The sequence below is a fragment of the Rhodobacteraceae bacterium Araon29 genome, assembly GCA_039640505.1.
Classification (GTDB): domain Bacteria; phylum Pseudomonadota; class Alphaproteobacteria; order Rhodobacterales; family Rhodobacteraceae; genus CABZJG01.
On sequence record CP046865.1, the window covers coordinates 2,625,483 to 2,647,551 of the forward strand.

Genomic DNA, 22,069 nt, shown 5'->3' on the forward strand with positions numbered 1-22,069 from the left:
CGTTTATTTTACCCGGGTCCAAGTGCCGCCATCGCGGCATACAATAAAGACGCAGCCCGAGACTTTTAGCTCATCCCCAACCAGCTCTAATTTAGAGGCATAGGTTTTATCGGTGTCCGGTGACCAGATTTTGCCGCCGCCATATTTGCCATCGCCTTTAGATTTCATATTCCAGATAATACGTTTGCCAATGTTGTCGCTTTCAATTGATTTTCCAGCCGTATCAAAAGATTTCATCAAAACCCCACAGATTGTGCCGTCACAATCCTGAACCTCGATATGACCAAAATTCCCATTGTCATCCGGGATCGTTTGCCAAAGCCCATAAATGGGGTCTGCGGCCACCACAGATGCTGCAAAAATCAATCCAAAAACGGCACAGATCAAACGTTTCATATCATATCCTCCATATGATAGCCTGATGATGCTTATATTTTCACCATCTTGACAAGGCTCTCGTTGCGTTACGTTGCATTTCGGCTCTGGCCGTGCCAAATGGCCCCTGAGTTTGCTTTTGCACAATACCAAGAAAGACCCAAGATGATCCTTTATCCAGCGATTGACCTAAAAGATGGCAATGCAGTGCGGCTTTTACGTGGTGATATGGATAAATCAACGGTATTTAATACGGATCCTGCGGCCCAAGCCATGGAATTTGTCACCCAAGGATGTAAATGGCTTCATCTCGTCGATCTTAATGGCGCTTTTGAAGGTGAACCAGTCAATGCGTCCCCAGTCGAGGCCATTTTGGCACAGACCAAAGTGCCCACGCAGCTTGGCGGCGGCATTCGGGATATGGCAACCATTGAGCGCTGGATCAGCAAAGGCCTTGCCCGGGTCATTTTGGGCACTGCCGCCGTGGAAAACCCTGATCTTGTGCGCACAGCAGCGAAAGCCTTTCCCGGGCAAATTGCAGTGGGCATTGATGCACGTGATGGGCGCGTTGCCACCAAAGGCTGGGCCGAGGAAACTAATGTACTTGTGACCGATCTTGCACGCTCTTTTGAAGACGCGGGTGTGGCGGCCATCATCTATACCGACATTAACCGTGATGGCGCGATGCAGGGGCCAAACATAGAGGCCACCGCCGCACTGGCTAGGGCTGTCTCAATCCCCGTGATTGCATCCGGCGGTGTGTCCTCGCTTGCGGATTTGATCGCGCTGCGGGATTGCGGTGCAGCGCTCAACGGGGCGATATCTGGCCGCGCGCTTTATGATGGCGCGCTCGATCTTGGCCAAGCCTTAGAGGCGCTCAATGCTTAAAACCCGCATCATTCCCTGCCTTGATGTGGCAGACGGCCGGGTGGTCAAAGGGGTGAACTTTGTTGGCCTGCGCGATGCTGGTGATCCGGTCGATGCAGCAAGGGCCTATGATGCGGCGGGCGCAGATGAGCTTTGCTTTCTAGATATAAATGCCACCCATGAAAATCGCGGAACCATGTTTGATATGGTGCAGCGCACGGCAGAGCAGTGCTATATACCGCTCACGGTGGGCGGCGGCGTGCGCAGCGCACAAGACGTCCGTGCGCTTTTGCTGGCCGGTGCGGATAAAGTAAGCTTTAATTCCGCTGCTGTGGCCAATCCGGATGTGGTGGCTAAAGCCGCAGATCAGTTTGGCAGCCAGTGCATCGTTTGCGCTATTGACGCCAAAACCGTTGCCCCGGGCAAATGGGAGCTTTTCACCCATGGCGGCCGCAAACCCACCGGTATCGACGCTGTTGAATTTGCCACAAAGATTGCAGCCAAAGGCGCAGGTGAGATTTTGCTCACATCTATGGATCGTGATGGCACCAAAGCGGGATTTAACCTGCCCATGACCCGCGCGATTTCAGATGCAGTGAGCATACCAGTGATCGCTTCTGGGGGTGTAGGCACGCTTGATCATCTCGTCGAAGGGGTCACAAAAGGCGGCGCATCAGCTGTGCTGGCCGCTTCCATCTTTCATTTTGGCGAATTTACCATTGCCGAGGCCAAAGCGCATATGGCCGCGGCCGGCATCCCGATGAGGCTAGAGACATGACGCTTGAAGACCTTTTTGACATTATAGAAACCCGCGCACAGGCTGATCCATCAGAAAGCTGGACCGCCAAACTCTTGTCCCAAGGTCCAGAGAAATGCGCAAAGAAATTCGGTGAAGAAGCCGCCGAGGCCATCATCGAAACGGTCAAAGGCGACCGCGCTGGTTTAACTGCGGAAGCCGCTGATGTGCTTTATCACTTGCTGGTCATGCTCAAATCACGCGATGTCGCGCTTACCGATGTGATGGATGAATTGGACCGGCGTCAGGCCCAATCAGGTCTGGCTGAAAAGGCTGCACGCAAAACATGATCCGGCATATCGTTTTTTTCAGTGCCAAAAACCAAGAATACATTGATAAAATTGGCGCTGGTTTGCGAATTTTACAGGATAACCCACATGCTCAAATACTTGAGGTTGAACGCAATTTTGCGACCGACCCAATTGAACAAGACCCTGTGGATTGGGTGGTTTACGGCGAATTTAGAGATGCCAACGCCCTAGCGGCCTTTAAGCAGCATCCAACATACCAGCGCGCTATAGAAATTGTGCGCCCTCTGCGCGAGCTGCGTTTGGCCGCCGATTTTCAAACCACGCTATAAAACATAGGCTGCATAGCGCGCGCATCACAGGAAAAACGACGCGATAATTGTTGCAGTGAGCTGCATTTTTTGATTGCAAAAGCATAAATTCTAGCGATGGTATTGCTGTTTACAACGGCTTGGAAAAACAGGGTATCGCATGACCACAATCGTCAACAGTTGGAATGAATGGGATCCATTGAAACATGTGATTGTCGGCCGCGCCGATGATTGCCACATCCCGCCAGAAGAGCCCGCGCTTGATGCCAAGGTTCCCGAAGATAGCGATATGCGCGGCCAATGGGGGCGCCGGCCGCAAGAAACCATCGACCGCGCCAATGAGCTGCTCGATAACTTTGCAAATATGTTGGGAAAACGGGGGGTTACAGTAGATCGGCCAACGCCGATTGATTTTTCCAAACCCGCCACAACACCCGATTTTCATACCGATAGCCAGTTTGGCTGCATGCCGCCGCGCGATGTTTTGCTGACCGTTGGCTCCGAAATTCTTGAGGCAACGATGTCATATCGCTGCCGCTGGTTTGAGTACCTGTGTTACCGGCCATTGATGGAGCGTTATTGGGAGGAAGACCCCAATTTCCGCCATGAAGCGGCGCCAAAGCCGCGCCTAACAGACGAAGATTATCACCCCGATTACCTTTCTGATAAAATCGGGGTTGAAAAGCGGCTTAAGTGGGCGGCGGAGAAGTTTTTTGTCACCACCGAGCAAGAACCGCTGTTTGATGCAGCAGATGTCCTTCGATTCGGCCGCGATCTGGTGGTGCAGCACGGCTTTACCACCAACCTGAAAGGCATTGAGTGGCTGCGCCGGCATTTCCCCGATCACCGCGTGCACACAGTCAATTTCCCCGGTGATCCCTATCCGATCCATATTGACGCAACCTTTACCCCGCTGCGGCCCGGTTTGATCTTGAACAACCCGCAACGGCGCCTGCCCGATGAGCAGCGCGGCATGTTTGAAAAAAATGACTGGCAGATCGTGGATGCGGCGCAACCGGCGCATAATGCACCGCCGCCCCTTTGCTATTCATCGACATGGCTAAGCATGAATGTTCTGGTGCTAGACCATAAAACGGTTTGCGTTGAAAAATCCGAGGTCTACCAAGCGGAGCAGATGGATAAACTGGGCATGGACGTGGTTGAGGTTGATCTGCGTGATGCCTATGCCTTTGGCGGCGGGCTGCATTGCTGCACGGCAGATGTTTACCGCGAAGGCAGCTGCGAAGATTATTTTCCTGTAAAATAAAAGTTGCCGCCACAAACTGCCGTGAGATCAAAACAGCCGTGATGAAATCACACCAGTATTGACACCATATTTGCGCAGCTCGCCAAAAAGCCGCTGGCGCTCCATTTTGGGGCAAAGGTTTTGGATCACATCAATGCCCTGCGCTTCAGCCATAGCGGCAGCGGCAGGATGCTCAACACCGATTTGCATCCAGATGGTTTTAAGACCTTTGAAACACGCCAGAGCATCATCTACAATTGCAGGCACTGCCTCTGGCCTACGGAAAATATCAACCATATCAACGGGTTCATTGATATCTGACAACTGCGCATAAACCTTTTCACCAAATAATATTTTACCGGCATGCCCAGGGTTGACCGAGATTACGCGGTACCCTTTAAAACTAAGATACCGGGCCACAAAATAACTCGGGCGGATTGGATTAGGGCTAACCCCAACCGCTGCAATAACTTTGGTTCGGGTCAAAATATCATACAAATAGCGATGGGAATAAGTGTTTGACACGCGCAGCCTCTTTTCTTTGGTTCTGACTTACTGCATAGTCTTGGAACATTCAAAGCTTTATGACTAGGTGAGGGTATGATGCACCCAAGCAGCCCGTATTTGACCACCAAAGAACTTGCTCAACTGCTGCGCCTTGGTGAACGTAAGGTTTATGATCTTGCCTCCAGCGAGCAAATACCCTGCTTGCGCGCAGGAGGAAAACTACTGTTTGAGCGCAGTGCAGTTGAGGCTTGGCTCAAACAATCCCATACTGGCCCAAACCTTGAGGCCGCGCTTAACTTGCCAGCGATTATCGCCGGCAGCCATGATCCGCTGCTCGACTGGGCGTTGCGACAATCCGGCAGCGGGCTTGCGGGCTATTTTGATGGCAGCGAAGACGGGCTTACGCGGGTGCGCGGCAAAAAAGCGGCGCTCTGCGCATTGCATATTTATGAAGAAAAGGGCTGGAATACCAACCGCGTGTCGGCAGAATTTAACGATCTTCCTGTTGTCTTGGTTGAGTTTTGCAAACGGGAACGCGGTCTAATCGCTTCGCAAGGAAACCCGTTAGGTATCAAGGGCTTAGATGATATAAAGCGCCGTCGACTTGCCCGCCGGCAAGAGGGCGCAGCGGGTCAGAAATTGTTTGAACACTTGCTGTCAGACGCAGGTGTCAACGCTGATATGGCCTTTGCAGGGCAAAGTATTGCACGCTCTGAAAGCGATCTCGCGCTTGAGGTGAAATCAGGCCGTGCCGAGGCCGCCTTTGGGCTTAAATCCGAAGCTGTTGCGCAAAATCTTGATTTTATTCCGATCATGACAGAACGGCTTGACCTTTTAGTCTGGCGTAAAGCTTGGTTTGATACTGCGTTTCAAAAATTTATAAATTTTTGTGAAGGCGATATATTCAAAGATCAGGCAAAATCGCTGTCTGGCTATGATTTATCTGATTTTGGCCATATTCATTTTAACGCGTCGCATTAGGGAAAAACAGCGCTTTTCCATCCAAATTATAGCGGCCAATCGCAGCTTGCCCCTCTGGGCCGGTTATCCAGTTCACAAAGGCCTTGGCCCCGGCTGCATTTACCCGCGGATGGCGCGATGGATTAACGGCTATCACCCCGTATTGATTAAATAATCTGGCATCCCCTTCGACCAAAACCTCTAGATTTCCACGATTTGAAAAGCTCAACCAAGTGGCACGGTCTGTCATCACGTAGGCGCCTATTGATGTGGCCATATTGAGCGTTGCGCCCATACCTGAGCCAGTTTCACGATACCACGCGCCTGAGGCAGAGATCAGGTCGATATCGGTGGCCCGCCAAAGCCGCAACTCTGCCCGGTGTGTCCCACTGTCATCCCCGCGCGATACAAACAGAGCTTTATTTTTGGCAATTTTGACAAGCGCAGCGACAGCATTGCTGCCTCCTGAGATGCCCGCAGGGTCGGATGGCGGACCTGCGATAATAAAATCATTATACATTACATCATGTCTGGCTAATCCCCATCCTTGGGCAACAAACTCTTCCTCAGCATTTTTGGCATGCACTAATAGTACGTCCCCATCCCCGTTTTGGGCATTTCTCAGCGCCTGGCCTGTACCAACAGAAACAACCCGGGCCTGAAACCCTGTTTCTTGGGTGAATTGGGGTAAAATCGCTTCTAACAATCCTGAATTACGGGTCGAAGTGGTCGACTGAATAACGATGTAATCAGCAGCAACCGCTTTGCCGCACCACAGGATCATAATAAAACAACAAAATACGACATAAGCGCGGTATTTATTCATTTTTCGCATCATATTTGATCCTGTGCTTGCGCAAGCAGCGGCTCACCCGCAAGAAAGGCATCAACCAACGGGTGCCACGTGGGTCGAAAAAACCGTTCGCGCAATGCTTGAGCAACGATTTGGCCTTGGTGCATAAGGATAAATTCGCCCCCCAAGCGCCGTGCCTGCGCCTGATCATGGGTAACCATGATCACCTTTACACCCGATGCAACAGCCGATTTGATAAGGTGCTCGATTTGCACCGATGCGCGCGGGTCTAAATTGGCGCAGGGCTCATCAAGGAAAATCAGCTTTGGATCACAAGCAAGCGCGCGCACCATGGCCAATCTTTGTTGTTCACCGCCCGAAAGTCTACGCGCCGGCGCGTCAGCTAGATCGCCTAAACCTGCCCGCTCAAGCCAGTGGCCCGCGATATCGCGCGACTGATTACGGTCTGTTCCTCGGGCACGAAGTGCAAAGGCAACATTTTCCATAACACTGCGGCGCAGCAAAACCGGACGTTGAAACACCATCGCTTGGTGCTTTTGCTGGCCAAGGTTTCCCGGAAAATTAATGCGCCCGCCCTGGGGCAAGGTCAGCCCATGCAGGACCCGCAGCAAAAGGCTTTTGCCTGCCCCGTTTGGTCCTAAAATCATTGTTGGCATTTCAGGATCAAGATCAGCCTGTTGAATTTTCAACCGCAGCTTACCACCAACCACCAGCCGCAGGTCTTTCAAACTAATCGCTATTTTAGACATGCATCGCCTCTTGCCGGCGTCCGCCAATGACCGCCACCACCGCGTTCACCCCTAGCGCCATCAAAACCAGTATGACCCCCAATGCCAAAGCTAGGCTTAAATTGCCCTTGGATGTTTCAAGCGCAATGGCAGTGGTCATAACTCGGGTCACGTGATTGATGTTTCCGCCCACAATCATGACTGCGCCAACCTCGGCAATAGCGCGGCCAAAGCCGGCCAATCCCGCAGTCATCAAAGCATAGCGCGCCTCCCATAAAAGGACCGGCACCATCTGCCACGGACTGAGTCCCAAGGAATTTAACTGATCGCGGTACTCGTCATAAAGTAATGCAATGCTTTGGCGGCACAGCGCAGCCACCACAGGCGTTACCAAAATAGTTTGCGCAATAATCATTGCCGCTGGGGAATACAGCAATCCCAATACACCAAATGGTCCTGCGTTCGACAGCAGCAAATAGACCACCAATCCAACGACAACCGGCGGCATTCCCATCAACGCATTAACCAAAACAATCACCACTTGACGCCCGGGAAATTTTCCCACGGCCAGCGCTGCACCTAAAGGAAAGCCCATTACTGCAGCGCATATTACGGCCAAGATTGACACCCGCAAAGACAGTCCAACAACTGCCCATAACGCAGTATCCCCAGACAGGATTAAGTGGAGCGCTTGGGTAAATTCACTTGCAAATCCCTGCATTTTTATGTATTTTTTCCGCACATAGAATATTATTCATAAAATCACAGTTTTATTGGAATGTCTACTTTAGTCTTTTTTTTCTTCATAGACTTCCAGTTTCACGCGTTCACTTCGGGCAACAGAGGGGTGAATCCATTCGGTGGGGCCAACAGAGATTACTCGTCTACGGCGTAAAATAAGAAGCTTGGAGAACCCCTGCCAGTGCCCGATAGAAGGCGCGTTTACATCAGTGGGATACCGCGACGCCCAATCCTTTGGGAGCGGCAAATTGCAGGCATCGGCCCGTTGCAGCATCCACACGAGAGGGATGTTGGACAAGGGACGCGCGGCGGAAAATCCGCTTAGATGGCCGCCAATATCTCCATGGGTTCCGCGAAACCAAACCTGTTCCAGATGTGCTGGGTGGTCGGGATTGGCCCGCCACTTTTCCGGCCGGTATGCGAGCCGGGTTTCATCCTTGGCCAAAGCATGAAAGCCGGCTTTAACCGACCTGCAAAGATGATGATTGTGAAACCCGTAACGATCCGGCATCCAGCGCCAGAAAAATGGCACCCGCAACCCAAGCGCGCGCACAGTATCCCAAACCCCGATCATTTCCACACTGACCTCCTGATGGCAGTAGGCGGCGCGAAACTTGGCCGGTGTTTCCGGCGTCTGCGGATTTTTATAGGCGCGCCAAGCCTGTTCAATATTGCGCGGGGTCGCATGTTTAGCTTTAAGCAATCCCACTCTATCAATTAGGCCTGACAGTGAGCGCACGGCAAACGCCCCACGCGAATAGCCAAAAAGGAAAATCCGATCTTCCGGCCGATAACGGGTGGCCAAAGCCCCGTAAGTATCGCGAATTTGTTGATCCAACCCGCCACCAAACAGCACATTTCTTATTGACCGCCAACTGTGCCATTGAAGACCCGGTCGATAATACACATTTATCGACGGGCCCAATTCGTCCAAAAGTTTGGCAAGCAAGCCGGCATTGCTTTCATAACCCGGTTCAAACGAGGACAGTGTGCCGTCCAAGATAATCACATGGGTTTTTTGCCCCCGCGAAGAGCGGCGGCGCGGGGGACTAGGATACCGATCCGCCCGAAAGCGTTCAAATACGGTTTTTATTCTATTCTGCAGCCAAGTCATGAGTATTTAAAAGGGTCCAAACCCGCAGCGGCGTAAAGGGCATATCAGCTTGTGTTACGCCCTGATCCCATAGCGCGTCTTGAACAGCATTGGCAACAGCGGCAAGCGCCCCAACAGTTCCTGCTTCCCCACAGCCTTTAATGCCCAAAACATTGGCTGTCGAGGGCAGCAGCTGTGTTTCAAATTGAAAAAACGGCACATCGCGCGCCCGTGGGAGCGCATAGTCCATAAAGCTGCCTGTCAAAAGCTGACCGTCCGGATCATATACCACGTGTTCACAGAGCGCCTGACCAACACCTTGGGTTACGCCGCCATGCACCTGACCTTCGACCAGCATCGGGTTCAACATATGACCAAAGTCATCCACCACCACATAGCTTATCAACTCGACCTGACCGGTGTCCGGATCAACCTCTACCTCTGCCACATGTGCGCCATTGGGAAACGACTGCGCATTCAGCTTCGCTGTTGCCTGATGCGATAGCAAATCATCGCGGCCTTCGGTGCGCGCCATTTCTGCCAGCTCAAGCATAGTGGGGGTTGAATTTGATCCAGCAACACGGAACTGTTCATCATCAAAATCAACTTCGTGCCGCTCTACCCCTAATTTATCTGCCAAATACTGGCAAAAAACATCAATCATGGTAGTAACTGCTGCCAAAGTCGCATTGTTTTGGACTGTTGCTGAACGCGATCCACCGGTTCCCCCGCCCTTGGCAATCCGGTCACTATCGCCTTGGATCACCTTGATCAGATGGGCCGGAATTCCGGTTTGATCTGATAGAAACTGGGCAAAGACAGTTTCATGCCCCTGCCCGTTGGACTGTGTCCCAACAAAAATTTCAACAGTTCCGTCCGATTTAAACAGCACCTTGGCGGTTTCGCTTGGGTCGCCAAGGATGCTTTCGATATAATAGCATAGCCCAAGACCGCGCAGCCGGCCTTGGGCTTGGCTGTTTGATTTTCGCAGTGAAAAACCACGCCTGTCGGCGGCCTGCTCAGCCGATGTCAACACATTTGAAAAATGCCCCACATCATAAACCGCGCCTGTCACCGTTTGATAAGGAAAAGCGTCTGGCGCAATAAAGTTTTTGCGGCGCAGTTCCCAACCGTCTATTCCCAGCTTGCGCGCTGCCCGGTCTATTACCCGTTCAAGCACATAAATGGCCTCGGGCCGGCCAGCACCGCGAAAGGCATCCACTTGCGTTGTGTTTGTGTAGATGCCTTTGACCGATAAAAACGCTGTTGGAATATCATAGGGCCCGGTCAGCACTTTTGCGAAAAGTTCGGTTTGGATTGGTTGCGCATATTGCGAATTATAGGCCCCAAGATTGCACAATGTGCTCACCCGGTAGCCGATAATTTTATGATCACCGTCAAAAGCCAGTTCGGCTATTGATACCAGATCCCGCCCGCAATTATCGCTTGCCATAGCTTCACTGCGCCCGGACATCCAGCGCACAGGCCTGCCGAGCTGCCGTGCAGCATGGGCACAGATAAAGGTTTCCGGATAATCCATCGCCTTCATGCCAAACCCACCCCCAACATCGGGGTTGGTGACGCGAATTTTGGCGTCCGGCAGATTCAGGATTTTGGCCAAGCGTGACTTTGTCCCCCAAACCCCTTGGCCATTAACGCATACATGCAGCCGATCATCAGCCCATTCGGCATAGCAGCCGCGAGGCTCTAAGGAACTTGCAATAATGCGGTTGTCTGTAATGCTTAGCCGAACATGATGGGCCGCTTTATCAAAAGCTTCTACGGTCGCTGATTCCTCGCCGCAAGACCAATCAAATGCGCGGTTTAAAGGCGCTTCTTTGTGGATTTGGGCACCGCCCTCCTGAAGCTCAAGATGGACATCAAGATCTTGATAATCAAGGATTATCAGTTCAGCAGCATCACATGCTTGATCAAAATTTTCCGCAATCACAACAGCCACTGGTTCACCTAGAAACCGCAGCCTATCTTCGGCTAAAAGTGGACGGCGCGGAGCGGCCGCTTTGGTCCCATCACGGTTTTGCAATACCGTGGCAGCCATGCCTGATACGATCCCCGCGGACTTTAAATCGGCTGCTGTCACAACAGCTTTGACGCCCGTGCTTGCGCGCGCATCTTCAACATCCAGCGCTATAATTTCAGCATGGGCAACAGGGGATCTAAAAACACATGCAAACAGCGCATCGTCTGGTGCAATATCATCCACATACTGACCTTTACCGGTCAAAAACCTATGATCCTCTGTCCGCAAAACGGACTGGCTTTTGCCAAACTTTTCCACTGATTTGCCTCATGTAACCTTTGCAAAGCAAGGTAACCCGAAGCCTATAAATGTCTAGGGGTGCTGGTTAAGGCGCGACAATAAATTTGTTTGGAGCAGCCATAGCCGTTAAAGCGACTGGTCAGCACTGCGCTATAGGCGCCCATACCTTGGATCAAAATAAAGTCTTCTTCTTTAATATCCGATGGTAAAGCCAATGGTTCACACAAGCGATCAAGGCTATCACATGTTGGGCCAAAGATAACACGCGGTGCAGGTTTCCCAAGCCGCTCGTCGCCTTTGGAATTGAAAACCGCTATGTGACGGCTGTGAGCCGGCGGCATATCACGCCATTCCGCCAGCGCGCCATATATTCCATCATTCAGCACCAGAGCGCCATCCGGCCTTATATTCTTAACCCGCAGAACCAGCGCAAAGGCATCTGCCGCCAACCCGCGGCCAGGCTCGCAGACCAGCACTGGATTATGATCGCAAAAATAGCGTTCCTTAGCAGCTTTGATCCGGTTGAAAATACCCAGTAAATCCACCGGCTGTGCAGCGCGGTCGGCTGGAAAGCCGCCGCCGACATTGAGCGATAAAAGGCGAACTTCGGCAGCCTTTGCAATCTGCGCGGCCGCTTCAATATAACTTTCCCATGCACTGGGTGCCATGCATTGAGTGCCCGGATGAAATGTGATCGCCGGGGCCAACCCGCGGATTGCGACCGCTTTCAACAAAGGCACTGCTTGCGCAGGTTCTGCGCCAAATTTTTCACCAAAATTATAAAGCCCACCGGCCACCGGAAGCTTTATCCGCACTGCAATTTCGCTGCCCTTAGGCAAATCCCCAAGCTTGTCTAATTCACTGAGCGCATCAACCGACCAAGAGGCGATCCCATGCGATTTTGCTTGGGCTATTTCCTGAGCTGAACGTATGGGGTTGTGATAGTGTAATTTGGCCTCTGGATGGATGGCCCGCACCATTTCGATCTCAGCCGGTGAGGCCACATCAAAGATTGAGACCCCGTTTTGTGTCAGGCAACGCAAGACATCAGGATCAGGGTTGGCTTTGACCGCATAACTCAGCAGGCCACCAAAACCAGATTGAAAAGTGGACAGCTTTGATATGAGGGCATTGGGCGAAAAATAACCAATCGGTTCATCTGGTAGGTAGCTTGAAAAATGGGCATTTGGAGTGTCCCAAATCCAAGAAGACTGTTCGTTCATCGCCGCACCTCAGTTCTGTTTTCCTTTAATATGCGTCATAGTCTAGAGCGATAAACCTGCCAAATTTACTATATTGCCAATAACTTTGGTTTTTATTACTATAAAATTATGCAAATTAACGAAAAAGATAGGCAGTTATTGCGTTTGCTGTCCGAAAACGCCCGAAGCTCGGTTTCCGATCTTGCGCGCACCTTAGGTCTTGCGCGCACCACGGTTCAGGCGCGGATCGAGCGGCTTGAAAATAGCGGTTATATTGCCGGCTATACACTGCAAAAAGGGCCATCCGCGCGCCCAGTGTTGCGCGCTTCCGCGCTTTTATCGGTCGAGCCACGCTCTGGCGCAGCAGTGTTGCAAAAGCTTAAAACCCTGCCGCAGGTGGAAAAGGTCCATACCACATCCGGCCGCTTTGATTTGGTGGTCGAGCTAAGCGCCCAATCTACAGAAGAGCTGGACGAAACCCTCGATGATATCGGCGCTGCGCGCGGGATCATAAGCTCAGAAAGCCTGATCCATCTGAGTACCAAAATTGACCGCTGAGCTTAGCCGCCGCTATGCCGGTTTCCAGACGATGCATCGGGGTGCAAAATAGATTTTGACTTTTGCCCGCAACATGGCAGAAATAATCCGAAGCAGGGCGAGACCAAAGGACCACAGCACCATGGATCATGTCAAATTCACCCAGATGAAAGATGGCGACAAAGACGACTACGATTTTCTGACCGCCCATGAAACCGAATACACCAAAGGTACGGCTGATCGATTGCTCAAAGCCTTGGTTGATCTCGATGAAAGCCTGTCTGGATATCAAATCACCCGTTTGGGACATTCGGTGCAATCGGCCACCCGCGCATGGCGCGACGGGGCCGATGACGACTGGGTGGTCTCGGCGCTGCTGCATGATATCGGCGATATCTATGCGCCCTATAATCACGATGAATATGCGGCCACCATTCTACGCCCCTTTGTGCGCGAGCAATGCACATGGGTGGTGGAAAAACATGGCGACTTTCAGATGATCTACTATGGCCACCATGTGGGCGGCAACCCGCACAAGCGCGATGCCTATAAAAGCCATCCCTATTTTGAAGATTGTGCCGCATTTTGCGAGCGCTGGGATCAAGCCAGCTTTGATCCTAATTACGACAGCAAGCCGATTGAGTTTTTCACTGATATGGTACGTTCGGTATTTGCCCGCACGCCCTATGATCCAAAGGTCATCCGCAACGGCGAGCGCGTGCCCCTGATCGGAACGCGGCGCGACGAAAGCTAAAGAAACTTGCGCCTTTGGCCTTTTCCTTTATGTGGTTAGCCGTTATCTGCCAGTGAACACAAATTTAACGGGTGAGCCAGCAATGCCATTGGAAAAAACCTTTGATGCAACCAGCGCCGAAAACCGGCTTTACGACGCGTGGGAAAAGGCCGGATGTTTTAAAGCCGGTGCGAACGCATCGCGGCAGGAAACATTTTGCATTATGATCCCGCCGCCCAATGTCACTGGCGCGTTGCACGTGGGCCATGCCTTTAACAATACTTTGCAGGATATTTTGACCCGCTGGCACCGGATGCGCGGCTTTGATACGCTGTGGCAACCCGGTCAGGACCATGCCGGCATTGCCACCCAATTGCAGGTGGAAAAAATGCTCGCCGAGCAGGGTAATATTGGCCGCCGTGATCTGGGGCGCGAAAAATTCCTTGAAAAAGTCTGGGAATGGAAAGGCGAATACGGCGGCACCATTATTAATCAACTTAAACGCCTTGGCTCATCCTGCGACTGGTCGCGCAATGCCTTTACCATGGCCGGTGCGCCCGGCGATCCGCGCATAGGCCATGAAAACAGCCCCAACTTTCATGACGCGGTGCTAAAAGTCTTTGTGGATATGTACCAAAAAGGGTTGATTTATCGCGGCAAGCGGCTGGTCAACTGGGATCCGCATTTTGAAACCGCTATTTCTGACCTTGAAGTGGAAAATATCGAAGTTGACGGCCATATGTGGCACTTTAAATACCCGCTTCAGGATGGCGAAACCTATACCTACATCGAAAAGGATGAGGATGGGAACGTCATTCTGGAAGAGGTCCGCGACTATATTTCAATCGCCACCACACGGCCGGAAACCATGCTTGGCGATGGGGCTGTGGCCGTGCACCCCGATGATGCCCGCTATGCGCCGATTGTGGGCAAAATGTGTGAAATTCCGGTTGGCCCGAAAGCGCATCGCCGACTTATACCGATTATCACAGACGACTATCCTGACCCCGACTTTGGATCTGGCGCAGTGAAAATCACCGGCGCCCATGACGCAAATGACTATCAGGTGGCTAAACGCGGCAATATTCCCATGTACCGGCTGATGGACACTCGCGGCATCATGCGTGGCGACGGTGCAGCCTATGGCGATGAGGTGGCAAAAGCCCAAGGCCTTGCCAGCGGCGGCGCGTTTACCGAAACCGAGGTTGATGCGATCAATCTGGTTCCCGAAGAGTACCGCGATCTTGGCCGCTTTGAAGCCCGCAAGCGCGTGGTGGCCGATATTGATAGCGAAGGCCTGATGATTATGGTCGAGGACAAACCGATCATGCAGCCCTTTGGCGATCGCTCGGGCGTGGTGATTGAACCCATGCTCACCGATCAGTGGTTTGTGGATACCGCTAAAATCGTTGGCCCCGCGCTGGATGCAGTGCGCGACGGGCGCACCAAGATTATGCCGGAAAGCGGCGAAAAAGTCTATTATCACTGGCTGGAAAATATCGAGCCATGGTGCATTTCGCGTCAGCTTTGGTGGGGCCATCAAATCCCGGTGTGGTTTGACGAAGACGGCAATCAATACTGCGCCGCAAGCGAAGCGGAAGCCCAAGCGATGGCGGGCGCGGATAAAACCCTGACCCGCGATCCTGATGTGCTGGACACTTGGTTTTCATCGGGGCTTTGGCCAATCGGCACCTTGGGCTGGCCCGAGCAGACCGAAGCCCTGGCAAAATATCACTCCACCGATGTGCTTGTCACCGGACAGGATATTTTGTTTTTCTGGGTTGCGCGAATGATGATGATGCAACTGGCTGTGGTGGATGAAATTCCGTTTCACACGGTTTATCTGCATCAACTGGTGCGGGATGAAAAAGGCCAGAAAATGTCGAAGACCCGCGGCAATGTGATTGACCCGCTGGAAATTGTCGATGAGTTCGGGGCCGATGCTTTGCGCTTTAGCCTCGCGCAGATGGCCGCAATAGGCGGCGTTCTTAAACTATCGGTGGACCGCATCAAAGGCTATCGGAACTTTGGCACAAAGCTTTGGAATGCCGCCCGTTTTGCCGAAATGAACGCGGTTTACAGCACCACCGCGATACCACCGCAAAACCGACGCGATACTGACGTGCCAAATCAGACCCTCAACAAGTGGATCATTGGTGAAACCGGCAAGCTGCGGGTGAGCGTGGATGAGGCGCTGACGGGCTATCGTTTTAACGATGCAGCCAATGCGCTTTATAGCTTTATCTGGGGCACATTTTGCGATTGGTATGTGGAATTTTCCAAACCGCTTTTAAATGGTTCTGACGCTGAGGCACAGGCTGAAACCCGCGCCACAATGGGCTGGGTTTTGGATCAATGCCTTATCCTTTTGCACCCAATTATGCCGTTTATCACCGAAGAGCTTTGGGGCACTTTGGCGCCGCGCGAAAAAATGCTGGTCCATACCGATTGGCCCAGTTATGGCCGCGAATTGGTTGATCCAGACGCCGATGCGGAAATGAACTGGGTGATTGGTTTGATCGAGGAAATCCGCTCGGTACGCGCCCAGATGCATGTGCCAGCAGGCGCAAAAATTCCCATGCTAGTGAGCGCGCTTGATGGCCCAGCCAAAGCAGCGTGGGACCGCAACCAAGAGCTAATTAAAAAGCTGGCGCGGATTGAAACGCTGACGGAGGTCGACAGCTTTCCCAAAGGCTGTGTCACACTGGCTGTTGCAGGGGCAAACTTTGGGCTGCCCTTAGCGGAAATCATTGATATTGAAGAAGAAAAAGCACGCCTGGAAAAGGCGATAGGCAAGTTGGCAAAAGAGTTGGGCGGGCTACGCGGGCGGCTTAAAAACCCTAAATTTGTTGAAAGCGCTCCTGCTGAAGTGGTTGAAGAAACCCGCCAGAACCTTGCTCTGCGAGAAGACGAAGAGGCCCAGATACGCGCTGCAATGGTGCGCTTAGACGAGCTCGGATAAGGCCTAAGATATGACCCAAGGTCATCACCCTTCCGGCGCACCATGGCGTAATTTTTACGGCCGTTTCAAGGGCAAGGGATTGCGCAAAGCGCAAGAGCAGGCTTTGGCAGAGGATTTGCAAAAGCTGTCCCCGGGCGCAGTGGATTGGGACGAAAACCCGGACCGCAAACCGCTTGACTTAAAGGCACTCTTTGGGGATGCGCCGGTGTGGCTTGAAATTGGTTTTGGCGGCGGCGAGCATCTTTTGCACCAGGCCCAATTGAACCCGGATGTCGGCTTTATCGGCTGCGAGCCTTATATCAACGGCGTTGCCATGCTGTTGGGTAAAATCCGCGCTGCCGGGGTCACGAATATCCGAATTTACCCCGGCGATGCCCGCCATATTTTTGACGTCCTGCCAGAGGCAAGCATTGAGCGCGCGTTCCTGCTCTACCCAGATCCATGGCCCAAAAAACGCCACCACCGTCGCCGCTTCGTTACCCCCGAACATTTAGTGCCTATGGCACGGATATTAAAGCCTAATTCGATTTTTCGATTGGCTACAGATATCCCTGATTATGTACGACAAGCCTTGCTTGAAGTCCCGAAGCAAGGCTTAGAATGGCTTGCGGAAAATCCTAAAGATTGGCGGATAGCTTGGCCCGACTGGCATAGAACCCGTTACGAAGAAAAAGCCGTCCATGAAAACAGAACACCGCATTATTTGACCTTCCAAAAGCGTAGGTAAGCCCATGCAAAATGTGCAATATACTGTGGTGGAATTTAACTCAAAGGTCCAAACGCCCATAGACGCTTGTTTCAGCTTGCGGTATCACCTGCACAAAAAAGGAAAGTGAAATATGTCCGCACATGGCACTCCAGTTCCAATGACCTCACGCAAGTCAGGGCCTTTGAAGGGCATTGCAAATGTGCCGGGCGATAAGTCGATCTCGCATCGTGCACTTATCCTTGGAGCTATGGCTGTTGGAGAGACCCGTATCGAAGGTCTTTTAGAGGGACAGGATGTGCTGGACACCGCCAAGGCTATGCGCTCATTTGGTGCCACAGTGACAGATCATGGCGGCGGCAATTGGAGCGTTAATGGCGTTGGAGTTGGCGGGTTTTGCGAACCCGAAACAGTGATAGATTGCGGCAACTCAGGAACCGGCGTTCGGCTTTTGATGGGGGCAATGTCAACCCACCCGATATCCGCAACCTTTACTGGCGATGCCAGCCTCAATAAGCGCCCTATGGCCCGTGTTACTGACCCTATTGCTCTTTTTGGAGCCGAAGCGCATGGACGCACTGGTGGACGCCTACCAATGACAATACACGGTGCCAAACATCCGGTGCCTGTCCACTACACGGTTCCCGTGCCGTCTGCTCAAGTAAAATCGGCCGTATTATTAGCGGGACTTAACGCTCCTGGAAAAACTGTAATTGTTGAGCCAGAAGCAACACGTGATCATACCGAGCGTATGCTGGCAGGCTTTGGCGCCAAAATCACGGTGGACGATAGCCCAGATGGGCGCGTAATTACTCTGACCGGCCAGCCAGAGCTAAATCCACAAAATATAACCGTTCCTCGCGACCCCAGTTCTGCTGCCTTTCCGGTCTGCGCTGCATTAATCTGCGAGGGCTCTGATGTTTTGGTTCCCAATATCGGTCTAAATCCCACCCGGGCTGGATTGTTCACAACGCTGCGCGAAATGGGCGCCGATCTAAGCTACGAAAACGAGCGGGTCGAGGGCGGAGAACCCGTTGCCGATCTGCGCGCCCGCTTTTCACCAAACATGGTAGGCATTGAAGTGCCCCCCGGCCGTGCGGCAAGCATGATTGATGAATATCCCATCCTTTCAGTGATCGCAGCCTTTGCATCTGGCAAAACTGTGATGCGCGGAGTGAAAGAGTTGCGAGTTAAAGAAAGCGATCGGATTGAGGCAATGGCCACGGGACTTCGCGCGAATGGGGTAGAAGTCGAAGATGGGGAAGACTGGTGGATTGTTTCGGGCCAAGGAAGCGGAAAAGTGCGCGGTGGGGGGCTTTGCGCCACCTATCTGGATCACCGAATTGCAATGTCGTTTGTTATCATGGGAATGGCCAGTAAAAACCCAGTCAAAATAGATGACGGATCCCCAATCGTAACATCGTTTCCTATCTTTGAAGACCTAATGACACACCTCGGCGGCGCGATAACTCGAAACAACCACTAACCAAAGGGCAGTTACCAGAAATGAAATTTGTTGTGGCAATTGACGGACCGGCGGCAGCTGGCAAAGGAACAATTGCCAAGGCTGTTGCCAATCATTTTGGATTTCCATACCTTGATAGCGGACTGCTTTACAGAGCAGTTGCCGCAAAAACATTGAGAGGATCTGTCCCAGAAGAAGCGGCGGCGACGCTGCATATCGAAGATCTAAATGCTTTAAATTTGCGGTCTCCAGAGGTTGCCCAAATGGCGAGCAAAGTTGCCGCAATTTCAAAAGTCCGCTCCGAGCTTTTTGACTTTCAAAGGAATTTTGCCGGAAAAGACGGCGGGGCCGTGATCGATGGGCGTGATATTGGTACAGTCATTTTTCCAGATGCTGCTGTAAAGCTCTATATAACCGCAAGCCCTGAAGCCCGTGCAAAACGTCGCTTTGAAGAGTTGTTGAATGGGAATAAATCACTGACTTTTGAGGCTGTTTTCAAAGATGTGAAAGAACGTGACGAAAGGGATGCGACGCGTCATGCATCGCCATTGAAAGCCGCCTCTGACGCGATCATTATTGATACCACCGAGCTTACGATTGAAGCAGCCGTAAAAAATGCAATCAAAGTGGTCGAGACTGCACTTGAGCGCATTAAGCAACCATAGCATCTAAGGTTTTATTTTCCCGTCTAGCAATTTGCGCGGAACTGGACTGTAAAAGAAGCCATTATGGCTCAGACAGCCCTTGATTTATTGCCCTAAACATCGTATCCGGCCTCTCTGTTGTCCACAGGGCAGCTTTTCGAGCAAAAAGTCTGAAACAAGCAGACCAATAAAACCCAAGACCGGCGGAGACAACCGCTTGGCCCGTAAATGACTAGTAAAGGAAACTGAGACAACATGGCTCAAAATACATCTATGGAGGAATTCGAAGCCCTCCTTAACGAAAGCTTCGAAATGGATACACCCCAAGAAGGGTCTGTCGTAAAAGGTAAAGTCATTGCAATCGAAGCAGGTTTTGCCATCATCGATGTCGGCTACAAAATGGAAGGCCGCGTCGAGTTAAAAGAATTTGCCAACCCTGGCGAGGCCCCCGAAGTCGCTGCAGGCGATGAGGTTGAGGTCTTCTTGCGTCAGGTTGAAAACTCAAAAGGCGAAGCGGTTATCAGCCGTGAAATGGCCCGCCGCGAAGAAGCTTGGGATCGCCTTGAAAAAGCTTATGCAGATGATGCCCGTGTTGAAGGCGCTATCTTTGGCCGTGTCAAAGGCGGCTTTACCGTTGATCTTGGCGGGGCTGTTGCCTTTTTGCCCGGATCACAAGTTGACGTGCGGCCGGTCCGCGACGCAGGGCCTTTGATGGGTCTCAAGCAGCCATTCCAGATTTTGAAAATGGACCGACGCCGTGGCAACATCGTTGTTTCACGCCGCGCCATATTGGAAGAAAGCCGCGCCGAACAGCGCGCAGAAGTGATTGGCAACCTCGCCGAAGGCATGGCTGTCGAGGGCGTTGTAAAGAATATCACTGAATATGGCGCCTTTGTTGATCTGGGCGGTGTTGATGGATTGTTGCATGTGACCGACATGGCTTGGCGCCGTGTTAATCACCCGTCAGAAATTTTGACCATTGGTGAATCGATCAATGTTCAAGTGATCAAAATCAATAAAGACACTCATCGTATCAGTCTTGGTATGAAGCAACTGCAGGAAGATCCATGGGATCTCGTTGCGGCTAAATATCCTCTGGAGTCTGTACACAACGGCGTTGTGACAAATATCACCGACTATGGTGCTTTTGTTGAGCTAGAGGCTGGCGTAGAAGGTCTGGTACACGTCTCTGAAATGTCTTGGACTAAAAAGAACGTCCACCCCGGAAAAATCGTTTCTACCAGCCAAGAAGTAGAAGTGATGGTGCTTGAAATTGATGGATCTAAACGGCGTGTTTCACTGGGACTAAAACAAACCCAACGCAATCCTTGGGAAGTGTTCGCAGAAACACATCCTGAAGGCATGCAGGTTGAAGGTGAGGTTAAAAACATCACCGAGTTTGGTCTTTTTGTCGGTCTTGAAGGCGAAATCGACGGTATGGTTCACCTTAGCGATATCTCGTGGGACGAACGCGGCGAAGATGCAATTCAAAACTTCCGCAAAGGCGACACAGTCAAAGCTGTTGTTTCTGAGGTTGATGTAGAAAAAGAACGCATCAGTCTTTCGATTAAAGCCATGGGCGGCGACAAATTCGCCGAAGCAACGGGCGGCGTCAAACGCGGCTCTATTGTCACGGTTGCTGTTACTGCAATTGAAGATGGTGGTATTGAAGTGGAATATGAAGGCGCCAAAGCCTTTATCCGACGCTCTGACCTTAGCCGTGATCGGGCTGAACAGCGACCCGAGCGGTTTTCTGTAGGTGATAAAGTCGACGTGCGTGTTACAAACATCGATAGCAAAACCCGCAAGTTGGGCTTGTCGATCAAAGCCCGCGAGATTGCGGAAGAAAAAGAAGCAGTCGAGCAATATGGGTCTTCGGATTCGGGTGCTTCACTGGGAGACATCCTGGGAGCGGCACTAAAAGGCGACGAATAACTCAGCTTCAATTACTCTTTAAAGGCTCCCCTCCACTAGGATTGGGGAGCCTTTTTTATGCTTAAACGATTCGGTTTTAATTAAATTTCGCCACGTAGAATTTCTACACTTTGGGTCTGACCCATGATTTTATCGAGATTACTTATCCGAGACCCATTATTTTTGCTTCATCTGCAAACAATTTCGACTTTCCAAACACAAAGCGTTTCCCATTCTTTCCAATCTTCTTATAGTCGTATGATATCTATCGCCAAACAACGTGTAGGGGGAAAAATGATCCGCTCGGAGCTCATTCAGATAATCGCTGATCAAAATCCGCATCTTTTTCAGCGTGATGTAGAACGCATTGTAAATACAGTGTTTGATGAAATCACAAATGCTATGGCGAATGGAGATCGTGTAGAACTACGCGGCTTCGGGGCATTCTCTGTCAAAAAGCGCGATGCAAGAGTTGGGCGAAACCCGCGAACTGGCGAAAGTGTGTCCATCAGCGAAAAACACGTTCCATTTTTCAAAACTGGGAAGCTTTTGCGAGATCGGCTGAACGGAAAGTCCTAATGCAATGCGATATCTTCGATATGCGTTTTTAATCAGCCTTGCGTTGGTCATGGTCGTTGTGGCCGTGGCAAATCGAACGATAACGCAACTTAGCCTTTTGCCCGAGGATTTGTCTCAATGGCTTGGGGTCAACTGGTCTATTGATCTGCCAGTTTTTGTCATTTTCTTGGGTGGTACAATCTTTGGTGTGTTGGTTGGCTTTGTTTGGGAGTGGCTGCGCGAATATAAGCATCGTGTAGAGGTAGCACAAAAAAGCCGTGAAGTGCATAAACTAAAAAGCGAATTGCGCGATCTGAAGGGTGAAAAATACAAAGACCAAGATGAAGTTTTGGCGATGCTTGAGGAAGTGAGATAAATTCT

General features: G+C 51.5%; 23 protein-coding genes. 15 read left to right on the forward strand and 8 right to left on the reverse strand.

All coding sequences use genetic code 11. The features are described 5' to 3' along the window. Positions 1-3: 3 nt before the first annotated feature. A complete protein-coding gene (locus GN278_12595) occupies positions 4-396 on the reverse strand; it encodes a DUF2147 domain-containing protein (protein ID XAT61516.1) in 393 nt (130 codons plus the stop codon). Between the two features lie 144 nt (positions 397-540). Between GN278_12595 and hisA the strand changes: the two genes are divergently transcribed. The 5 genes from hisA (at position 541) to GN278_12620 (ending at position 3,864) form a co-directional block, all read left to right on the forward strand. Further along, on the forward strand, positions 541-1,263 hold the full coding sequence (gene hisA / locus GN278_12600; protein XAT62658.1) for a 1-(5-phosphoribosyl)-5-[(5-phosphoribosylamino)methylideneamino]imidazole-4-carboxamide isomerase: 723 nt from the start codon (positions 541-543) through the stop codon (positions 1,261-1,263). Continuing rightward, positions 1,256-2,020 carry an imidazole glycerol phosphate synthase subunit HisF gene (hisF, locus tag GN278_12605; GenBank protein ID XAT61517.1) on the forward strand — a complete coding sequence of 255 codons (765 nt, stop codon included), beginning with the start codon at positions 1,256-1,258 and terminating at the stop codon, positions 2,018-2,020. Before hisA ends, hisF begins: the two co-directional genes overlap by 8 nt. After that, positions 2,017-2,328: a phosphoribosyl-ATP diphosphatase gene (locus tag GN278_12610; GenBank protein XAT61518.1), complete on the forward strand. Its 312-nt coding sequence runs from the start codon at positions 2,017-2,019 to the stop codon at positions 2,326-2,328. The genes hisF and GN278_12610 overlap by 4 nt, the downstream gene beginning before the upstream one ends. Next, entirely contained in the window at positions 2,325-2,618 is a 294-nt protein-coding gene (locus tag GN278_12615) for a Dabb family protein (GenBank protein XAT61519.1), read from the forward strand. Before GN278_12610 ends, GN278_12615 begins: the two co-directional genes overlap by 4 nt. A 139-nt stretch (positions 2,619-2,757) precedes the next feature. Then, positions 2,758-3,864 carry a serine/threonine protein kinase gene (locus tag GN278_12620; GenBank protein XAT61520.1) on the forward strand — a complete coding sequence of 369 codons (1,107 nt, stop codon included), beginning with the start codon at positions 2,758-2,760 and terminating at the stop codon, positions 3,862-3,864. A gap of 27 nt (positions 3,865-3,891) precedes the next feature. On the opposite strand, the gene GN278_12625 is transcribed toward GN278_12620, so the two are convergent. Further along, positions 3,892-4,368 carry a CoA-binding protein gene (locus tag GN278_12625; GenBank protein ID XAT61521.1) on the reverse strand — a complete coding sequence of 159 codons (477 nt, stop codon included), beginning with the start codon at positions 4,366-4,368 and terminating at the stop codon, positions 3,892-3,894. Between the two features lie 78 nt (positions 4,369-4,446). On the opposite strand from GN278_12625, the gene GN278_12630 reads away from it, so the two are divergent. Continuing rightward, entirely contained in the window at positions 4,447-5,331 is an 885-nt protein-coding gene (locus GN278_12630) for a helix-turn-helix domain-containing protein (GenBank protein ID XAT62659.1), read from the forward strand. On the opposite strand, the gene GN278_12635 is transcribed toward GN278_12630, so the two are convergent. The 6 genes from GN278_12635 to GN278_12660 form a co-directional block, all read right to left on the reverse strand. Next, the gene (locus tag GN278_12635; GenBank protein ID XAT61522.1) at positions 5,315-6,148 is read right to left on the reverse strand and encodes a sulfate transporter; all 834 of its coding nucleotides are present in this window, start codon (positions 6,146-6,148) and stop codon (positions 5,315-5,317) included. The two genes, GN278_12630 and GN278_12635, sit on opposite strands and share 17 nt — an antisense overlap. After that, positions 6,145-6,873, reverse strand: a complete 729-nt coding sequence (locus tag GN278_12640; GenBank protein XAT61523.1) for an ATP-binding cassette domain-containing protein — start codon at positions 6,871-6,873, stop codon at positions 6,145-6,147. Before GN278_12640 ends, GN278_12635 begins: the two co-directional genes overlap by 4 nt. After that, a complete protein-coding gene (locus tag GN278_12645) occupies positions 6,866-7,573 on the reverse strand; it encodes an ABC transporter permease subunit (protein ID XAT61524.1) in 708 nt (235 codons plus the stop codon). The genes GN278_12640 and GN278_12645 overlap by 8 nt, the downstream gene beginning before the upstream one ends. Before the next feature lie 66 nt (positions 7,574-7,639). Beyond that, positions 7,640-8,707: a DUF2235 domain-containing protein gene (locus tag GN278_12650; GenBank protein XAT61525.1), complete on the reverse strand. Its 1,068-nt coding sequence runs from the start codon at positions 8,705-8,707 to the stop codon at positions 7,640-7,642. Next, entirely contained in the window at positions 8,688-10,985 is a 2,298-nt protein-coding gene (locus tag GN278_12655; GenBank protein ID XAT61526.1) for a molybdopterin-dependent oxidoreductase, read from the reverse strand. The genes GN278_12650 and GN278_12655 overlap by 20 nt, the downstream gene beginning before the upstream one ends. A gap of 44 nt (positions 10,986-11,029) precedes the next feature. Continuing rightward, positions 11,030-12,190, reverse strand: a complete 1,161-nt coding sequence (locus GN278_12660; protein ID XAT61527.1) for a type III PLP-dependent enzyme — start codon at positions 12,188-12,190, stop codon at positions 11,030-11,032. A 108-nt stretch (positions 12,191-12,298) separates the two neighbouring features. Here GN278_12660 and GN278_12665 point away from each other — a divergent pair, with 108 nt between their 5' ends. From GN278_12665 to GN278_12705, 9 genes are all read left to right on the forward strand, one after another. After that, a complete protein-coding gene (locus GN278_12665) occupies positions 12,299-12,727 on the forward strand; it encodes a winged helix-turn-helix transcriptional regulator (GenBank protein XAT61528.1) in 429 nt (142 codons plus the stop codon). 121 nt (positions 12,728-12,848) lie between these two features. Beyond that, on the forward strand, positions 12,849-13,460 hold the full coding sequence (locus GN278_12670; protein ID XAT61529.1) for an HD domain-containing protein: 612 nt from the start codon (positions 12,849-12,851) through the stop codon (positions 13,458-13,460). Positions 13,461-13,542: 82 nt separating this feature from the next. Continuing rightward, on the forward strand, positions 13,543-16,401 hold the full coding sequence (locus tag GN278_12675; GenBank protein XAT61530.1) for a valine--tRNA ligase: 2,859 nt from the start codon (positions 13,543-13,545) through the stop codon (positions 16,399-16,401). 10 nt (positions 16,402-16,411) lie between these two features. Then, a complete protein-coding gene (trmB, locus tag GN278_12680) occupies positions 16,412-17,128 on the forward strand; it encodes a tRNA (guanosine(46)-N7)-methyltransferase TrmB (protein ID XAT61531.1) in 717 nt (238 codons plus the stop codon). A 112-nt stretch (positions 17,129-17,240) separates the two neighbouring features. Beyond that, positions 17,241-18,593 carry a 3-phosphoshikimate 1-carboxyvinyltransferase gene (aroA, locus tag GN278_12685; GenBank protein XAT61532.1) on the forward strand — a complete coding sequence of 451 codons (1,353 nt, stop codon included), beginning with the start codon at positions 17,241-17,243 and terminating at the stop codon, positions 18,591-18,593. Positions 18,594-18,613: 20 nt separating this feature from the next. Next, positions 18,614-19,237, forward strand: coding sequence for a (d)CMP kinase (locus GN278_12690; GenBank protein XAT61533.1), 624 nt, complete (start codon positions 18,614-18,616; stop codon positions 19,235-19,237). A gap of 234 nt (positions 19,238-19,471) precedes the next feature. Then, the gene (rpsA, locus tag GN278_12695; protein XAT61534.1) at positions 19,472-21,151 is read left to right on the forward strand and encodes a 30S ribosomal protein S1; all 1,680 of its coding nucleotides are present in this window, start codon (positions 19,472-19,474) and stop codon (positions 21,149-21,151) included. A 273-nt stretch (positions 21,152-21,424) separates the two neighbouring features. After that, positions 21,425-21,709 (forward strand): integration host factor subunit beta, encoded by a 285-nt coding sequence (gene ihfB / locus GN278_12700; protein XAT61535.1) that lies wholly within the window; start codon positions 21,425-21,427, stop codon positions 21,707-21,709. Between the two features lie 4 nt (positions 21,710-21,713). Continuing rightward, complete coding sequence (locus GN278_12705; protein ID XAT61536.1) at positions 21,714-22,064, forward strand: DUF1049 domain-containing protein; 351 nt, start codon at positions 21,714-21,716, stop codon at positions 22,062-22,064. The last annotated feature ends 5 nt before the right edge of the window (positions 22,065-22,069 follow it).